Below are 16653 nucleotides of genomic sequence, written 5' to 3'. Positions count from 1 at the left end.
TTAGGCTGCAAATATAATTTATTAAATCATTTTATCCTATATTCGTAAAGCATGAATATGAACGACTACTTATTAGACCAAATAAAACCACTTCGCTTAAAAGACACTGTTAAAAGTGCTCAAAAAGTGTTTATAAATTACCATATCACACATTTTCCTGTTATTGAAAACAATAAGTTGTTAGGTTCATTTGCTGAAGAGGATATACAAACACTAGAAAATAACGAAGAGGAATTAGTGGAACACGCCCACTTATTAAATTCTTTTTTTGCGGATGAAAAAGCAACGGTTTTAGAACTATTAAAGATCTTTGCAGACAATGACACTAATATTATCCCAGTTTTAAATGAAACTAAAGATTATATGGGGTATTTTGATTTGCGTGATGTTTTAGATGTTTTTTCTACAAGCCCATTTATGGTTGAAGAAAGCGAAACTTTAATTGTAGAAAAACTAAGAAATGATTATTCTATGAGCCAAGTTGTACAGATTATAGAAGCTAGTGGCGGCCAATTATTAGGTTTATATATCTCAGAAAAAAAATTAGATAGCGTACAAGTTACTATCAAAGTAATATCCGAAGAAATAAATGAAATTATGCAAACTTTTAGAAGGTATGATTATAAAATTATATCTATGCATGAAAATGATATCTATTTAGAAGATTTAAAAAGTAGGTCTGAATATTTACAGAAATACTTAGAAATGTAAACCTTTAACAAGGCATTTACTAAAAAAACAAAATATTGAAAAAAGCAGCAATTTACGGTCAATCTTACGCGATTACATCAGAAAAAGAGGTTAAAACCTTAATACACGTTTTACAAAATAATAAGATTGATTTTTATATTGAACATGAGTTTTACAACCTTTTAACAGAAAACAAGATACTGGAAGATTCCTACAAATCATTTGATAACTTTAATGATTTAGACAATACTTTTGATATAATGCTTACACTGGGTGGAGACGGTACCTTTTTACGTTCTGCAACCCATATTAGAGATTTAGACATTCCTATATTAGGTATTAATACAGGTAGGTTAGGTTTTTTAGCCATCGTTGCTAAAGACGTTATTGAAGAAAGTATCAATTTGGTTTTAAAAGGCGAATATACCATACAAGAAAGAACTCTTTTATCTGTTAAAACAGAGCCTAAAACAAAAGATTTTGAAGAGTTAAATTTTGCTTTAAACGAAGTAACCATTGCCAAAAAGAACACCACTTCTATGATTGGGGTAAAAACCTATTTAAACGGTGAATACCTAACCAATTACTGGGCAGATGGATTAATTATATCTACACCAACAGGCTCTACAGGGTATTCGTTAAGCTGTAACGGACCTGTAATTTTGCCAGATTCTAAAAACATAGTAATTACGCCAATTGCACCGCATAACCTTAATGCAAGACCAATAGTAATCTCTGACGAAACTAAAGTAGAGTTAAATGTAGACTCTAGAGAAAAAAGCTTTTTAATATCATTAGATTCTAGGGTAACAAGTGTACCAAACAATACTAAGATTTTTGTAAAGAAAACAGACTTCACAATAAAAAGTATTTTACCTAAAAATCAATCCTTTTTAAAGACATTAAGAAGTAAACTTTTATGGGGAGAAGACATTAGAAACAAAACAAATGTTTAACAAAGCACTTACAATATTTCTTTAAAAAAGTTGTTATTCAAAAAAGACTATATATTAACTTTATAAAGCAATTTGAAATTTCTATATTTGCCCACTATTTTATAATGAAAAAAAGAATATTATTTTATGTATTTGTAAGTTTTACCTCTATTTTCTTGGGGCAACTTCATGAAGTAGGCCTAACTATTGGAGGTACTAACTATGTTGGGGATATTGGTAAAAACTACTATTTTTATCCAAACCAACTAGCAGGAGGACTTACATATAAATACAATTGGAATCCTAGAATTGCTTTAAGAGCAACTTACAGTTTTTTACCAATTTCTGGTAATGATGCAGATGCAGACACTGGTTTTAGAAGAGATCGATTAGACGCTAGCGGAAAAACATACAAGTTTTCTAACAATATCAATGAATTAGCTGCTGGTATCGAATATAATTTCTATGAGTATGATTTATCTTCTTATGATAAAACTTGGACTCCTTACCTAATCTTAGAATTGGCTGTTTTTAATCATACAAACGTAAGTTCATACTTAACAACAGGAGGAATAGAAAAATTTGAGAAGAAAACGTCTTTGGCCATTCCTTTCGGTTTTGGTTATAAGTCTAAATTATATGGTACTTTAGCGTTGGCTATTGAAGCAAAATTTAGATATACATTTGAAGATGGTTTAGACTACCTTTCTAAAGATACACCAAATGTAAATTTAGAAGGCACAGGTAATGATTGGTACATGTTTACAGGAGTTTCTTTAATCTATACCTTTGGTAGGCCAGCTTGTTATACAAACGGATTTTAAAAAAAACTATGGATAAAAAATTACTAATCGACTTGCAAAGAACGCCAAAACATGTTGCCATTATAATGGATGGTAATGGTCGTTGGGCTAAAGGTAAAGGAATGAATAGAATTTTCGGACATAGAAACGCCTTAACCGCTGTTAGAGAATCTGTTAGTGCAGCCTCACAAATAAATGTAGACGCAATTACTTTATATGCTTTTTCTACAGAAAACTGGAACCGACCTAAATTAGAAGTAGACGCTTTAATGAGTTTATTAATTAATTCTTTAAAAAAAGAATTACCAGGCTTCATGAAAAATGGAGTAAAAGTAAACGCAATTGGAGCTATAGAAAGCTTACCTAAAAAAGCTCAAAAAGTTTTGGGAGATGTAATTTCTCAAACAAAAGACAACACAGATATTGTATTAACTTTTGCTTTAAGCTATGGATCAAGAGAAGAAATTGTTAATACAATTAAAAATATATCTAAAAAAGTTGTTAATAAAGAGCTTAATATTGAAGAAATAGATGAAAACACTATAAATAACCATTTATATACGTTTAATTTGCCCGACGTAGATTTAATGATAAGAACTAGTGGAGAACAACGCATTAGTAATTTCTTATTATGGCAAATGGCATATGCCGAATTATATTTTACAGATATACTTTGGCCAGATTTTAGAGAAGAGCATTTTTACGATGCAATCATAGACTATCAGAATAGAGAACGAAGATTTGGAAAAACAAGCGAACAAATTACAGAATAAATTTTATATGAAATTATTTTCTGCTACAATAATGCTAACAGCATTATTTTTTACTTTTAGTGCTAAAGCACAAACTGAACTAGATAGTTTATCAACAGTAAAAATAGACACTACTTCTACTAAAGGTACTTCCTTCGAAAAAGGGAAGGAATATATACTAGGAAGCATAAGTGTAACCGGTTTAAAAAAGTTTAGTGAAGAAACTGTTAGAGTTTTTACAGGCTTAAGAAATGGGCAACCTATTAAACTTCCAGGAGACAAACTTACAAGTGCTATTAAAAAACTATACGAAAGTAAACAGTTTAGTAATGTAGACGTTTACCTTGCTAGATTAGACGGAAATACGGTTTATCTTCAGTTTGATGTATTAGAGTTACCTCAATTAAACAACATTACAATTGCAGGTATTAAAAAAGGAAAAGCAAAAGAACTTCAAAAAGACGCTGAATTAAAGAAAGGTGCAATGGTTACTGATAACCTTATTGTTACTACTAAAAATTACTTCACAAAAAAATATACAGATAAAGGTTTCCTAAAAACTAAAGTTAATTTAGATGTTAAAAAAGATACATCTGATATTAACATTGTTAATATGGCTATTTTTATTGATAAAGGCAAAAAAATTAAAATTAAGGATATTAATTTTGTAGGAAATAAAGCGCTTTCTGGGAAAAATCTTAGAAAAGCAATGAAGAATACAAAACAAAAACTTTTAGGGCGTTTTTGGAAAGGATCTAAATATATCGAAGAAGATTTTCAAGAAGATTTAGAAAGTATTTTAGATAAATATAGTAGATTAGGATACAGAGATGCTCGTATTCTTAGTGATAAAATTAGTTGGAATGATGATAACACTATCAACATTGACATAGAGTTAGAAGAAGGTAGACAATACCGATTTGCAGAAATATTATTTGTTGGAAATAAAGAATATACTGCAGAACAACTTCAACTATATTTAAAAATAGAAAAAGGTGATGTGTATAATGGTGCTGTTTTAGAAGAGCGCGTTAAAGGTGATGGTAGCCCAACATCTCAAGATATTTCTACACTATACCAAGATAACGGTTTTTTATTCTCTTCTGTAAATGCTGTAGAAACCAAAGTAGAAAATGATTCTATTACAGTAGAAATTAGAATTAGAGAAGATGAAAAAGCTCGTATTAAAAAAGTAACTGTTTCTGGTAATGAAAAAACCAATGACCATGTATTGTTTAGAGAACTACGTGTAAAACCGGGAGATTTATTTAGCAGAAGTGCCATTATTAGATCTATTAGAGAAATTGGTCAATTAGGTTTCTTTGACTCTAATGTTTCTCCAGATGTAATACCAGATTACCAAAACAAAACAACAGATATAGACTTTTCTGTTGTAGAAAAAGGAGGTAGTCAAATAGAATTACAAGGTGGTTACGGTGGTGGTTCTTTTATTGGAACTTTAGGTTTATCATTCAACAACTTTTCTATCAAAAATATTTTTAATAAAGAGGCTTACAAACCTTTACCAATGGGAGATGGTCAAACATTATCTTTAAGGTTACAAACAAGTAGAACATACAATACGTATAGTTTTTCTTTTACAGAACCATGGTTAGGTGGTAAAAAACCAAAATCATTATCTTTTTCTGTATATTCATCTAATCAATATCAATTAGATTATACTACTTATGATGTAGATAAAAGTAAAAGTTTAGGAATTATTGGAGCTTCTGTAGGATTGGGACAACGTTTAAAATGGCCAGATGATTTTTTCCAATTATCGCAATCTATCAGTTACCAAGCATTAAAATCTAACAATTATAATTTTGGTTTAGCAGGTTTAAACTTAAACAACGGTACATTAAACAACCTTTCATATAACATTTCTTTATCAAGAAATTCTGCAGGACCAAGTTTAATATTTCCTACATACGGATCTGAATTTACAGTTGGAGCAAAAGCAACATTCCCTTATTCTTTGTTGAATAATAAAGATTATAACGATAGTGATTTAGACGCTGTAGACAAATACAAGTGGTTAGAATACTATAAATTAAACTTTAAAGGAAAATGGTATACTGCATTTACAGATAAATTGGTTTTAATGACCAATGCAGAAGCAGGATACTTAGGTTCTTATAACAGTGAACTAGGTGCAACCCCTGTAGAGCGTTATTTTGTTGGTGGAGATGGTATTGCTGCTTACCAATTAGATGGTAGAGAAACAGTAGGTTTAAGAGGATATGAAAACAGTGGACTTTCATCTAATTATGGAGGTACTATTTATAATAAATTTCAGTTAGAATTACGTTACTCAATTACAGATGCACCTTCTGCATCTATTTATACACTAGGTTTCTTAGAAGCTGGTAATTCTTATGACAATTTTGATGAATTTAATCCGTTTGACTTAAAACGTTCAGCTGGTGTTGGTGTAAGAATATTTATGCCTGCATTTGGTTTATTAGGAATCGATTTTGCACATGGTTTTGATCCATTACCTGGACAAACTACAAAATCTGGTTGGCAAACACACTTTATAATTGGAAAACAATTCTAATAAAACTGTAACTTTGTAAAGGAAAAGTTTTTTTGGCACGGTTTTTTCTAAATACATTATACAAATGAAAAAAATATTTTTATTAGTCGTTCTTTTTCTTAGTGTTACATTTTCTTGGTCACAAAGAAATCAATTAATTGCTTATATAGATATGGAATATATTCTAGAAAATGTTCCAGAATATCTAGATGCGCAAAACACCCTTGATGCTAAAGTTGCAAAATGGAGAAAAAAATTAGATGAACAAGCTAGACATATAGAAATCTTAAAAACAGATTTAGCAAACGAAAAAGCAATTCTAACAAAAGATTTAATTGAAGAAAAAGAAGAAGAAATTAGTTTAAAGCAAGTAGAATTAAGAAGACTAGAGTCTTTATACTTTGGACCAAATGGAGATATGTTTTCTGTTAGAAAACAATTGGTAAAACCAATTCAAGATCAAGTTTACAATGCAATACAAAGTATTTCTTTAAGAAAAAATTATGACTTTGTTTTTGATAAATCTAGTGACTTGGTAATGCTATATTCAAATAAAAAATACGATATTAGCGACCTTGTTTTGGCAACGATAGATAGAAGTAGATTAATCGCAGAAAAAGACAAACAGAGAGAAGAGAGAAATCTGGCTCCTCAAAACGAGTTAACAGATAGACAAAAAGAAGCTATTACAAAAAAAGAAGAAGCACAAGCAAAGAGAATTGCAGATGTAGAAGCAAAAAAGAAATTAATAGCTGAAAAAAGAGAAAAACTTTTACAAGAACGAGAAGCTAAAAGAGCGTTGTTAAGAGCCAAGAAAGAAGCTCTAAAAAAGAAAAAAGAAGAACAAAAAGAAGAACAAGAATAATAATTAAATTAAAACAAGAATGAAAAATTTAAAATCGTTACTATTAATCGCTGTATTTACTTTAGGACTAGCAGGTGTTACAAATGCACAAAAAATAGGTCATATAGACTTTGAAAAATTAGTTGCAGAAATGCCTCAAACTAAGACCCTAAAATTAGACATGGAGAAGCTTGGTAAAACTTACCAAGATGAGATTACAGGAATGGAAAAGAAAATTGAAGCAACAAGACAAAAATATGTTGCTGAGTCTAAAGGTCAAACAAACGAGACTAATGATCAAAGAGCTCAAGAATTACAACAAGAAGCTGCAAAAATAGAACAAGCAAGAAGATTTGCTTACCAAGATATGCAGAAAAAACAAAATGAAGGGTTACAACCAATTATAGAAAAAGCTCAAACTGCAATCGATGCTGTAGCTGCCTCTAAAAATGTAGTTTATGTTTTAGACGCTTCTGTAGGTAAAGGTTTATTAGTTAAAAAAGGTGAAGACTTATTTGATGCTGTAAAAGCTAAATTAGGTTTTTAATAAAACTACTTAATATTACAAATTAAAACCTACTGAAATTCAGTAGGTTTTTTTATTTTTACAGAACATGGTAAAACCTAATAAATTTTCTATTGGCATATTCGACTCTGGTGTGGGTGGTACTTCTATTTGGAAAGAAATTAACGCACTTTTACCTGAAGAGAATACTATTTACTTATCAGATAGTAAAAATGCTCCTTATGGCGAAAAAAGCAAACAGGAGATTATTGATTTATCCATTAAAAACACTGAATTTTTACTAAAGCAAAATTGTAAACTAATAATTGTAGCCTGTAATACTGCAACAACCAATGCAATAAAAGTATTAAGAGAAAAATATGATGTTCCATTTATAGGCATAGAACCAGCTATTAAAACGGCAGCATTACAAACCAAAACCAATATCATTGGCATACTTGCCACCAAAGGCACTTTAAATAGTGAATTGTTTGAGAAAACATCGCATACTATCAATCAAAAAATTATACGCAAAGAAATAATAGGCACTGGTTTAGTAGAGCTTATAGAAAGCGGTAAACTGCATTCTAATGAGATGAATACATTGTTATTTTCTTATGTAAATCCTTTAATAAAAGATAACGTAGACTGCTTAGTTTTAGGTTGTACACATTACCCCTATTTAATTCCACAAATTAGGGAAATGGTGGGTAATAAAATTCAAATTATAGATTCTGGTCAAGCAGTTGCAAGACAAACCAAAAATATCTTAGAAAAATTTTTACTAATTAATAGTAGCAAAGAAAAAAGTGTACATCAATTTTTTATAAATAAAGAAAAAGCCGTTTTAGAAACTTTAGTTTCTAGTAAAGGGAATTCAATAACGGTAACTGAAAAAGATTTTTAGAAACCAATAAATGAATTATTAATATTTGGCATACTACGCCAAGTTTTATCTTTAGTCCATAAATTAATACCTAAAGTTAATTGATGAAAGCCAGAATTTGTTAAAACAACACTATCTATTTGGTTTGTATAGGTATATGAAAACATTACGTTTTTATAATTCAATCCAAGTATTGGAGATACAAATTGAGAATTATTAATAGAATTAGCATCAAAACTTCTTCTGTAAGATAAAGCTAACCACAACTGATAATTATTAAGTGTTTTATATGCCTTAATATTAAAATCTGCAATTTTTTGACCTGTACTTTCTTTTACCTGTAACATAAACGAAGGCTCTAATTGAAAGTAATAATTTTTATCATAATAATATCCAGCAGAAAAAACATAATTTCTTAAATCTAAAGGTTCTAAAACATTTAAATTATTTTTAGCCGTTAGTAATAAGTTCTTAATAGTAAAGTAAGAAGAGAATCCTCCTCTATGGTAAGCAGCACTAAAATCTGAGTTGTAATAACTAGAACTTTGAATAATTGCAGCAACATCATCATTACCAAATGATCTTTGATCTGATTGATTTTGAACAAAAGTAAATGACAACCCAAAAGATAGTTGTTCAAAATAATTACCATTATCATTTAAAGGTATGTGATACGCATACGTACCTTGTACTCCTTTTTGTGAATGATACCCATTTTTATCATTAAACAATACAAAACCATACGCTGCATTCATTTCATCACCAAATCTAGAGTGGAAACTTATAGTTTGTAAAGCAGGTGCATCTTGTATACCAGACCACTGCTGCCTTGCCGTAAAACGTAATTTACTAGAATTACCAATACCTGCTGCAGATGGATGTACCAAATACACATTATCAGATAAGTAATCTTGATAAATTGGTAATGTTTCTTGTGTATAGTTTTTTAAAGAAAAAAACAAAAAACACAGTAAACAATATTTTACATAATTTAATTTCATTAAAGGAAAAGTATTATAAGATATCAAATATATTCTTTTTCTTATAGAAAACACTTTTCAACTTAAAATTTTTACTCAATTAGTTATATATATCTTACTTAAGCTACTACTTTTAAGAATAATACAACGAAAATTAAAAAGGCAAAATTACTAGTGACAAACATCATTAGCATCTATAATATCTAAAACAGGGGCTGGAGATACGTAAGGAATTCCTAAGCCAAGACCTCTTAACACAAATAAGACTCCAATAAAAACAACGACAACCGGTATTGCTTTTTGAATTTTTTTTCTAAAAGTACCTTTGGTAAAATTACCTAAATAAACAACAGAAGTCATTAAAGGAATAGTACCCAAACCAAATAAAAACATATATAAACTACCAGAAAAAGCATTTGTAGTTGCTAAAGCACCAAAGACAGCCATATAAACCAAACCACAGGGTAAAAATCCATTTAAAAAACCGATAGTAAAAAAAGTATCAGTTCTTTTCTTCTTCAATTCTTTACCTAATGCATTTTTTACTTTAAAAATAACTTTATTAATGCCCTTAGAAAAATTTACTTTTGAAAAGAACTTAGGGAAAAGAACCATCAAGATCATACTAACACCAACTATTATAGATAGTTGTTGCTGAAATCCGAAAAAATAAAACCCTTTACCTAAAAACCCAAACAACAATCCAATAAGGCTATAACTAATAAGTCTTCCTAAATGATAACTTAAAATTTGAAAAAAACCTTTTGTTGTATTTTTTCTATCAATTGGCAACATAAAAGCTATAGGACCGCACATACCAACACAGTGAAAACTACCTAATAACCCAAATAATATTGCCGATAAAAACATTAATACTGTATTTCTCTTTTAATTAAGTATTCTTTATCCTTATATTTGAAAGCCAAATTAATGTTCCAACGACCATCTAATAAACGTTTCTCAGGCACGAGCAAATATGTATTAGAGATTGAAATAGGTATTTCAAAATCTAATTGTTTATTAGACGGTCTATATAGGAACACTTTTCCTTTAATTTCTTTTGGAGAAAACTCTTTAGGAAATTCTATTTTTAAACCATCTACTGTTCTCTGAATAGTTACTTTATCTTTATATTCTAATGCATTTTGTTCTGCATTAATTTCTCCTTGAAAGTGTACCTCTTTTTGGTAATAATTTTCAGTAACCAAATCAAAGCTATAAGTATTATCTGTACTCATAGTAATCACCATGTATAAAATAAAACTCATAAAAGCTACTATTGCAATAACAATCCCTGTTCCCCAATTAATCTTCATAATATTGTTTATTTGTAACTTCTAGGTCCTAAAAAGTTGGTTATTGTAGTTTCTATTAATTTATCTCCACTATAAACACCAATTTCTAACTTTATTTTATCTTTTTTTAATGCTGCTGAATTTATCTCTATAAATAAGGTTCCTTCTGCTAAACCTTGCTTTGGAATACTAAAATCTTGATTCGTTACTAATTTTATAGTTCCTTTATGAGACAGTATTTTATAACTTACATCATTTATATCTTTGGTTGTTTTATTAATAACCTTAAATGTATATACATTACTAATAATGTTATTTTCTTTATGTTGATATAATTGTCCTGGCAATCTTAAAATAGTTGCTTCTACATCATTTCTTAAAAACAACATTCCTATTAAAATTCCTACTAAAATAAATAAGACAGCAGAATACCCTTTAATTCTTGCATTTAATTTAAAAGGTCTCTTTTTCTCAATATTTTCTTCACTTTCGTATCTTATCAACCCTTTTGGTAAGCCAACACTTTCCATCATGTGGTCACATTCATCAATACAAGCGGTACAATTTACACACTCTAATTGTGTACCATTTCTAATATCTATACCAGTAGGGCACACAACAACACATTGTTTACAATCGATACAATCTCCTTTCCCTGACTCTTCTCTATCCTCATTTTTTTTAAACTTTGATCTTCCCTTCTCTCTCTCTCCTCTTTTATGATCGTAAGCTACATTAATGGTTTTGTTATCTAATAAAACACCTTGTAATCTACCATACGGACAAGCTATAATACATACCTGCTCTCTAAACCAAGCAAAAATAAAATAGAAAACACACGTAAATATTGTTAGTGAAATTAGTGTACTAATATTATCAAAGGGACTACCAGTTATGTAGCTTATTAATGTATCTCCACCAATTAGATACGCTAAAAATACATTGGCAATAACAAAGGATATAACAAAGAAAATAAACCATTTTAAAAGTCTTTTCCTTATTTTTTCGGCATTCCAGGGTTGTTTATCTAAACGAATTTGTTTTCCTCTATCTCCATCTATCCAATATTCTACTTTTCTAAAAACCATCTCTAAGAAAATGGTTTGCGGACAAATCCATCCACAGAAAATACGTCCGAAAATAACGGTAAACAGAATAATAAAAACAATTCCAACAATCATTGAAATTACTAATAAATAAAAATCCTGTGGCCAAAAAGGAAATCCGAAAATATTAAATTTACGTTCTAGAACATTAAACAGCAAAAACTGATTTCCATTTATCTTTATAAAAGGAGCTGTTAAAAGGATAATTAACAGAAAGTAACTTACATAAGATCTGTACTTATAAAATTTTCCGCTAGGCTTTTTTGGAAAAACCCAAGAACGATTACCAGATTTATCAATCGTACCAATACTATCTCTAAATTGCTCGTTTTTGGGCGTTTCCATAAATTTACTAATTAACTTTTACTACCAGTTATTCTATTTCTGTTTCTAAAGGAACTTCTTTAACTTCTGTCCCTTCTGCAACCCATTTATCTCCTTCGGCTGCTTTTGGGTTTGCTGGGGTAGTACCTTGTAAAGAAAGCACGTAACTTGCTACTTTAGCCATATCATCAGCCTTTAAAGTTTTATTCCAAGCAATCATTCCTTTACCATCTCTACCACCATTAGAAATAGTGCTAAAAACGTTTTTAATACCTCCTCCTAAAATCCAGAATTCATCTGTTAAGTTAGGTCCAATAGCTCCACCACCATCTGCAATATGACAAGATGCACAGTTTAATTTAAATATAGCTTTACCTCTACCTAAATCTTTAGCATCTGTTAACAACGTAACATTCTCTGCAGTAATAAAGTCTGTTGCTGGTGCATTAGATTTGTATTCTTTTAAAGCTGCTTTTGCTTCTGCAACGGCTTTATTATATTCTACAATTTGGTTGTCTCCGTCTAAAACTTCAAATCTTACTAAATACACAATTGCAAAAACAATAGAGGCATAAAACATATACACCCACCAAGGAGGTAATGTATTGTCTAATTCCTGAATTCCATCGTAGTTATGCTCTAAAATTATTTCTTGCTCACTATCAATATCTTTAGATCTTGTCCAAGATTTTAATAGCTTTTTAATCCATGCATTACTTTCTTCTGGAACAATACCTAATTTTTCATTTCTTAATTCTGTTGCTTTATTAATTGCAATAACATTTACCATTTCTTTTAGTACAACAACTAAAACAAAACCAATTAGAGCTATCCAAACTAATGGATTCTCATAAATATCAAATGGGTTCGCGTACACCATAAACGACTTTGCAAGCGCTAAAAACGTAACAATTACAAAGATTATATAGATTGTAGATTGAAAATATTTTTTCATTTTTTTTCCTTTTTAGTTCTCTAACGGTATATTACTTACCTTATTTATATATTCTTTTTTTGCTGTAAATACCCACAAGAACAATGCGACAAAAAAAGTAAAGAATATGATTAATGATATTAAAGGATAAATTTCTATCCCTAAAATACTCTCCATGTGACCTTTTACAAATTTTAACATCGTCTTATTTTTTAGTTATTTTTTGTTCGTCTTTTACTTTTATATCAGTCCCCAAACGTTGTATGTACGCTATTAAAGCAACAATTTCTCTGTTTTTCATTTCAATAAAAGCTTCACCATTTTCTTCTGCGTATTGTTTATCTGCTTCGTAATTTTTAGCAAAATCTGGATCTGCATATAAGTTTTGCTCAATCTCTGTTCCTTGTGCTAACATATGCTGTTGTGCATTTGCTATTTCTTCTTCAGAGTAAGGAACTCCTAAAGTAACCATCACTTCCATTTTAGATTCCGTCTCAGATTTATCTAGTTCATCTGTAATTAACCATTTGTATGATGGCATAATAGAACCTGGTGATGTACTCTGTGGATCGTACATATGGTTTAAGTGCCAGCTATCTGAATATTTGGCTCCAATTCTATGTAAGTCAGGTCCTGTACGTTTAGATCCCCATAAGAAAGGATGATCATAAACAAACTCGCCTCCTTTAGAATATTCACCATAACGTTCTACCTCACTTCTAAAAGGTCTTATCATTTGAGAGTGACAACCAACACACCCTTCTCTAATATAAAGGTCTCGTCCTTCTAACTCTAATGGCGTATAAGGCTTTACACTACTAATTGTAGGAATATTAGATTTTACTAATAATGTTGGAATAATTTGAACTGCTCCTCCAATTAAAATAGCGATCGTTGCATAAATTGTTAATTTGATAGGTTTTCTTTCTATCCAAGTATGCCATCCTTCTCCTTTAGTTCTATGTTTAGGTACTACTGTTAATGCAGCTGCTTCTGCTAATTCATCTTCTACTTTACTACCAGATCTTACTGTTAAGATAATGTTGTATAACATTACAAATGCGCCTATAATATACATACTTCCTCCAATTGCACGCATCCAGTACATTGGTATAATTTCACTAACAGTTTCTAAGAAGTTACCGTATGTTAAAGATCCATCTGGATTAAATTGTTTCCACATAGAAGCTTGTACAAAACCTGCTACATACAATGGCAACGTGTACAATATGATTCCTAAAGTACCAATCCAGAAGTGTACGTTTGCTAAGGCAGACGAGTATAATTTTGTTTTAAACATTCTTGGTACCATCCAATATAACATACCAAAAGTAAAGAAACCGTTCCAAGCTAATGCCCCAACGTGCACGTGAGCAATAATCCAATCACTATAATGTGCAATAGCATTTACATTTTTTAAAGATAACATTGGCCCTTCAAAAGTTGCCATACCATAACCAGTAATTGCAACTACCATAAATTTTAAAACAGGATCTGTTCTAACTTTATCCCAAGCACCTCTTAATGTTAACAAACCGTTTATCATACCACCCCAAGAAGGAGCTAATAACATTATAGAAAATGCAACTCCTAAATTCTGAGCCCATTCTGGTAATGAAGTATATAATAAGTGGTGTGGTCCTGCCCAGATATAAATAAATATTAAAGACCAAAAGTGTACAATAGATAATCTATAAGAATACACAGGTCTGTTTGCTGCTTTTGGCACAAAATAGTACATCAAGCCTAAAAAAGGTGTTGTTAAGAAAAATGCTACGGCATTATGTCCGTACCACCATTGTACTAAAGCATCTTGTACCCCTGCATATACAGAATAAGATTTTAAAAAGGTAACAGGCAATGCTAAACTATTAAAAATATGCAATACTGCAACTGTTACAAATGTTGCTAAATAAAACCAAATAGCTACGTATAAATGACGTTGTCTTCTTTGTAAAATAGTCCAAATCATATTTACACCAAATGCAACCCAAACCAATGCAATAGCAATATCTATTGGCCATTCTAACTCTGCATATTCTTTAGATGAAGTATAACCTAAAGGCAATGTTATGGCTGCTGCAACAATAATTGCTTGCCAACCCCAGAAGTTAAAATTACTTAAAAAATTACTAGCCATTCTTGCTTTTAATAAACGCTGTAGCGAATAATAAACACCTGCATAAATAGCGTTACCAACAAAGGCAAAAATTACGGCATTTGTATGTAATGGTCTTAAACGGCCAAAACTTAACCATGAAATTCCTTCTGTAAGCCCAGGGAATAAAAACATAAAAGCGAGTAGTAATCCCACTGTAAACCCTACTATCCCCCACAACAGGGTAGCATAGATAAATTTCTTTACGATTTTATTATCGTAATAAAATTGTTGCATTTCCATAATTTAATGTTTAGTCTTTAGTTGATTTTTCTTTTTTATCTTTTACTAATTCATCATCAAACAGCATACGAACAGATGGCGTATAAGAATCGTCAAATTGTCCAGTTTTTACTGAATAAATAAATGCGATAAAAAATAAGATTGCTACTAGAATACTAATAGTTAGTAGTAGGTATATTACGCTCATATCTTGCCTGATAATTGATTTGTCAAAAATAGTATTGGTCAGTTTCTTAAAACATGACAAATATCATGTTTTTCAAATATCTTAATTTTTTGTTAAATAGTCATAGAAAACAACTGTGTTTTTGGTTTATTTTTTAACAAATGTATATCAAACGCCATACAAATGTTTCGAACATAAGGTCTTGCCTCTTCGGGAATAGATAATGACTTTGATTTTACATCAATTTTAACCAATCCATCTTGCTCCATTTCTTCTAATAATGCTAGATGTTCTTCTATTTTATTGATTTTCATCGTTTTTTCATCCCACGAAGTGGAAAAATGACACATAATATTTAAAATATGTTTTCTAATAACGATATCTTCTTCGGATAATAAATGCCCTTTAAAAATAGGAATCTCTCCTTCATTTACAATTTTCTGATATTCTTTTACCGTCTTTACATTTTGTGCAAATGCATACCAAGAATCTGAAATTGCAGACATTCCTAAACCAATCATTAACTTTGTTTTATTGGCTGTATAGCCCATAAAATTTCTATGCAATGTTTTGCTGATGGTTGCTTTATACAAACTATCGGTCTTTAACGCAAAATGATCCATACCAATCTCTACATAGCCTAATTCTGCAAAAAGTTCTTTTCCTATTTCATACAAGGCTCTTTTTTCATCATCTTTCGGCAAATCATCTTCATTAAAACCTCTTTGCCCAACACCTTTTACCCAAGGCACGTGCGCGTAACTATAAAATGAGATTCTGTCTGGTTGTAATTCTTTTGTTTTGTTGATACTGTAAATGACGTTTTCTTTAGTTTGATGTGGAAGCCCAAAAATTAAATCGTGACTTACAGAAGTGTACCCAATTTCTCTAGACCATCTAGTCACTTGTTCTACAGCTTCAAAAGGTTGCACTCTATGAATTGCTTTTTGTACTTTTTCATTATAATCCTGCACACCAAAACTTACTCTTGTATAGCCTTCATCAAACAATGTTTGCAATTGTTCTTTAGTGGTATTATTAGGATGCCCTTCGAAACTAAACTCTGCTTCTGGATGTCTTTTTGCAATTTCGAAAATACCATCCATTAAATATTTTAGGTTTTCTTTTGAGAAAAAAGTTGGAGTTCCGCCACCTAAATGCAATTCTTTAACAACAGGAACTTCATCTACCAAGGCGACATATAATTTCCATTCTTTTAAAACGGTATCTATATATTCATCTTCCACTTCATGACGTTTTGTAATGTGTTTATGGCATGCGCAAAACGTACATAAACTCTCACAAAAAGGCAAATGAATATAAATACTGATTCCTTCGGATGAATTACTTTCTTTAAAAGACCTTTGAAAAGAGTGTATCCAATCTTGTTTATCAATTCCTTCTTTGTTCCAATAAGGTACCGTTGGGTAACTAGTGTATCTTGGTCCTGGAATGTTATATTTTTGTACTAATGATTTTTTCATTTTGTTTAA

General features: G+C 30.3%; 17 protein-coding genes. 8 read left to right on the top strand and 9 right to left on the bottom strand.

Annotation, left to right across the window (positions count from 1 at the left end):
• The first annotated feature begins 57 nt into the window (after positions 1-57).
• The 8 genes from WG945_RS13585 (at position 58) to murI (ending at position 7975) form a co-directional block, all read left to right on the top strand.
• Complete coding sequence (locus WG945_RS13585; RefSeq protein ID WP_231874660.1) at positions 58-711, top strand: CBS domain-containing protein; 654 nt, start codon at positions 58-60, stop codon at positions 709-711.
• Positions 712-746: 35 nt separating this feature from the next.
• Complete coding sequence (locus WG945_RS13580; RefSeq protein ID WP_068450366.1) at positions 747-1646, top strand: NAD kinase; 900 nt, start codon at positions 747-749, stop codon at positions 1644-1646.
• A gap of 104 nt (positions 1647-1750) precedes the next feature.
• Positions 1751-2449 carry a DUF6089 family protein gene (locus tag WG945_RS13575; RefSeq protein WP_197482087.1) on the top strand — a complete coding sequence of 233 codons (699 nt, stop codon included), beginning with the start codon at positions 1751-1753 and terminating at the stop codon, positions 2447-2449.
• An 8-nt stretch (positions 2450-2457) separates the two neighbouring features.
• Positions 2458-3201, top strand: coding sequence for an isoprenyl transferase (locus WG945_RS13570; protein ID WP_068450364.1), 744 nt, complete (start codon positions 2458-2460; stop codon positions 3199-3201).
• A 7-nt stretch (positions 3202-3208) separates the two neighbouring features.
• Positions 3209-5740, top strand: a complete 2532-nt coding sequence (gene bamA, locus WG945_RS13565) for an outer membrane protein assembly factor BamA (protein WP_068450362.1) — start codon at positions 3209-3211, stop codon at positions 5738-5740.
• Positions 5741-5804: 64 nt separating this feature from the next.
• Positions 5805-6584, top strand: coding sequence for an OmpH family outer membrane protein (locus WG945_RS13560; RefSeq protein WP_068450360.1), 780 nt, complete (start codon positions 5805-5807; stop codon positions 6582-6584).
• A gap of 19 nt (positions 6585-6603) precedes the next feature.
• Positions 6604-7110 (top strand): OmpH family outer membrane protein, encoded by a 507-nt coding sequence (locus tag WG945_RS13555; RefSeq protein ID WP_068450359.1) that lies wholly within the window; start codon positions 6604-6606, stop codon positions 7108-7110.
• Positions 7111-7177: 67 nt separating this feature from the next.
• Positions 7178-7975 carry a glutamate racemase gene (gene murI / locus WG945_RS13550; RefSeq protein WP_068450357.1) on the top strand — a complete coding sequence of 266 codons (798 nt, stop codon included), beginning with the start codon at positions 7178-7180 and terminating at the stop codon, positions 7973-7975.
• On the opposite strand, the gene WG945_RS13545 is transcribed toward murI, so the two are convergent.
• The 9 genes from WG945_RS13545 to hemN form a co-directional block, all read right to left on the bottom strand.
• A complete protein-coding gene (locus WG945_RS13545; protein WP_068450355.1) occupies positions 7972-8955 on the bottom strand; it encodes a PorP/SprF family type IX secretion system membrane protein in 984 nt (327 codons plus the stop codon). The two genes, murI and WG945_RS13545, sit on opposite strands and share 4 nt — an antisense overlap.
• Before the next feature lie 150 nt (positions 8956-9105).
• Positions 9106-9804 carry a sulfite exporter TauE/SafE family protein gene (locus WG945_RS13540; protein WP_068450352.1) on the bottom strand — a complete coding sequence of 233 codons (699 nt, stop codon included), beginning with the start codon at positions 9802-9804 and terminating at the stop codon, positions 9106-9108.
• Positions 9804-10250, bottom strand: coding sequence for a FixH family protein (locus WG945_RS13535; protein ID WP_068450349.1), 447 nt, complete (start codon positions 10248-10250; stop codon positions 9804-9806). The genes WG945_RS13540 and WG945_RS13535 overlap by 1 nt, the downstream gene beginning before the upstream one ends.
• Positions 10251-10258: 8 nt before the next feature.
• On the bottom strand, positions 10259-11680 hold the full coding sequence (gene ccoG, locus WG945_RS13530) for a cytochrome c oxidase accessory protein CcoG (protein ID WP_068450347.1): 1422 nt from the start codon (positions 11678-11680) through the stop codon (positions 10259-10261).
• A 28-nt stretch (positions 11681-11708) separates the two neighbouring features.
• The gene (locus WG945_RS13525; protein WP_068450345.1) at positions 11709-12614 is read right to left on the bottom strand and encodes a cbb3-type cytochrome c oxidase N-terminal domain-containing protein; all 906 of its coding nucleotides are present in this window, start codon (positions 12612-12614) and stop codon (positions 11709-11711) included.
• 12 nt (positions 12615-12626) lie between these two features.
• Positions 12627-12794, bottom strand: a complete 168-nt coding sequence (locus tag WG945_RS13520) for a cytochrome C oxidase subunit IV (RefSeq protein WP_082864248.1) — start codon at positions 12792-12794, stop codon at positions 12627-12629.
• A 4-nt stretch (positions 12795-12798) separates the two neighbouring features.
• Positions 12799-14994: a cytochrome-c oxidase, cbb3-type subunit I gene (gene ccoN, locus WG945_RS13515; RefSeq protein WP_068450343.1), complete on the bottom strand. Its 2196-nt coding sequence runs from the start codon at positions 14992-14994 to the stop codon at positions 12799-12801.
• A gap of 10 nt (positions 14995-15004) precedes the next feature.
• On the bottom strand, positions 15005-15181 hold the full coding sequence (ccoS, locus tag WG945_RS13510; RefSeq protein WP_068450341.1) for a cbb3-type cytochrome oxidase assembly protein CcoS: 177 nt from the start codon (positions 15179-15181) through the stop codon (positions 15005-15007).
• Positions 15182-15273: 92 nt separating this feature from the next.
• Positions 15274-16644 carry an oxygen-independent coproporphyrinogen III oxidase gene (gene hemN / locus WG945_RS13505; RefSeq protein ID WP_068450339.1) on the bottom strand — a complete coding sequence of 457 codons (1371 nt, stop codon included), beginning with the start codon at positions 16642-16644 and terminating at the stop codon, positions 15274-15276.
• Between the last annotated feature and the right edge of the window lie 9 nt (positions 16645-16653).

The organism is Polaribacter atrinae (genome assembly GCF_038023995.1).
In the GTDB taxonomy this organism is placed as follows: Bacteria; Bacteroidota; Bacteroidia; order Flavobacteriales; family Flavobacteriaceae; genus Polaribacter; species Polaribacter atrinae.
Note: the sequence above shows the minus strand (reverse complement) of the source record. Positions and strands in the feature narration are given on the sequence as shown.

Bases quoted from the DNA above. Each gene is read 5' to 3' on its own strand.
- WG945_RS13570 (WP_068450364.1), top strand. From the start codon at position 2,458: ATGGATAAAAAATTACTAATCGACTTGCAAAGAACGCCAAAACATGTT.
- WG945_RS13525 (WP_068450345.1), bottom strand. From the start codon at position 12,614: ATGAAAAAATATTTTCAATCTACAATCTATATAATCTTTGTAATTGTT.
- WG945_RS13545 (WP_068450355.1), bottom strand. From the start codon at position 8,955: ATGAAATTAAATTATGTAAAATATTGTTTACTGTGTTTTTTGTTTTTT.
- ccoS (WP_068450341.1), bottom strand. From the start codon at position 15,181: ATGAGCGTAATATACCTACTACTAACTATTAGTATTCTAGTAGCAATC.
- ccoG (WP_068450347.1), bottom strand. From the start codon at position 11,680: ATGGAAACGCCCAAAAACGAGCAATTTAGAGATAGTATTGGTACGATT.
- murI (WP_068450357.1), top strand. From the start codon at position 7,178: ATGGTAAAACCTAATAAATTTTCTATTGGCATATTCGACTCTGGTGTG.
- WG945_RS13575 (WP_197482087.1), top strand. From the start codon at position 1,751: ATGAAAAAAAGAATATTATTTTATGTATTTGTAAGTTTTACCTCTATT.
- ccoN (WP_068450343.1), bottom strand. From the start codon at position 14,994: ATGGAAATGCAACAATTTTATTACGATAATAAAATCGTAAAGAAATTT.
- WG945_RS13585 (WP_231874660.1), top strand. From the start codon at position 58: ATGAACGACTACTTATTAGACCAAATAAAACCACTTCGCTTAAAAGAC.
- bamA (WP_068450362.1), top strand. From the start codon at position 3,209: ATGAAATTATTTTCTGCTACAATAATGCTAACAGCATTATTTTTTACT.
- hemN (WP_068450339.1), bottom strand. From the start codon at position 16,644: ATGAAAAAATCATTAGTACAAAAATATAACATTCCAGGACCAAGATAC.
- WG945_RS13555 (WP_068450359.1), top strand. From the start codon at position 6,604: ATGAAAAATTTAAAATCGTTACTATTAATCGCTGTATTTACTTTAGGA.
- WG945_RS13540 (WP_068450352.1), bottom strand. From the start codon at position 9,804: ATGTTTTTATCGGCAATATTATTTGGGTTATTAGGTAGTTTTCACTGT.
- WG945_RS13520 (WP_082864248.1), bottom strand. From the start codon at position 12,794: ATGTTAAAATTTGTAAAAGGTCACATGGAGAGTATTTTAGGGATAGAA.
- WG945_RS13560 (WP_068450360.1), top strand. From the start codon at position 5,805: ATGAAAAAAATATTTTTATTAGTCGTTCTTTTTCTTAGTGTTACATTT.
- WG945_RS13535 (WP_068450349.1), bottom strand. From the start codon at position 10,250: ATGAAGATTAATTGGGGAACAGGGATTGTTATTGCAATAGTAGCTTTT.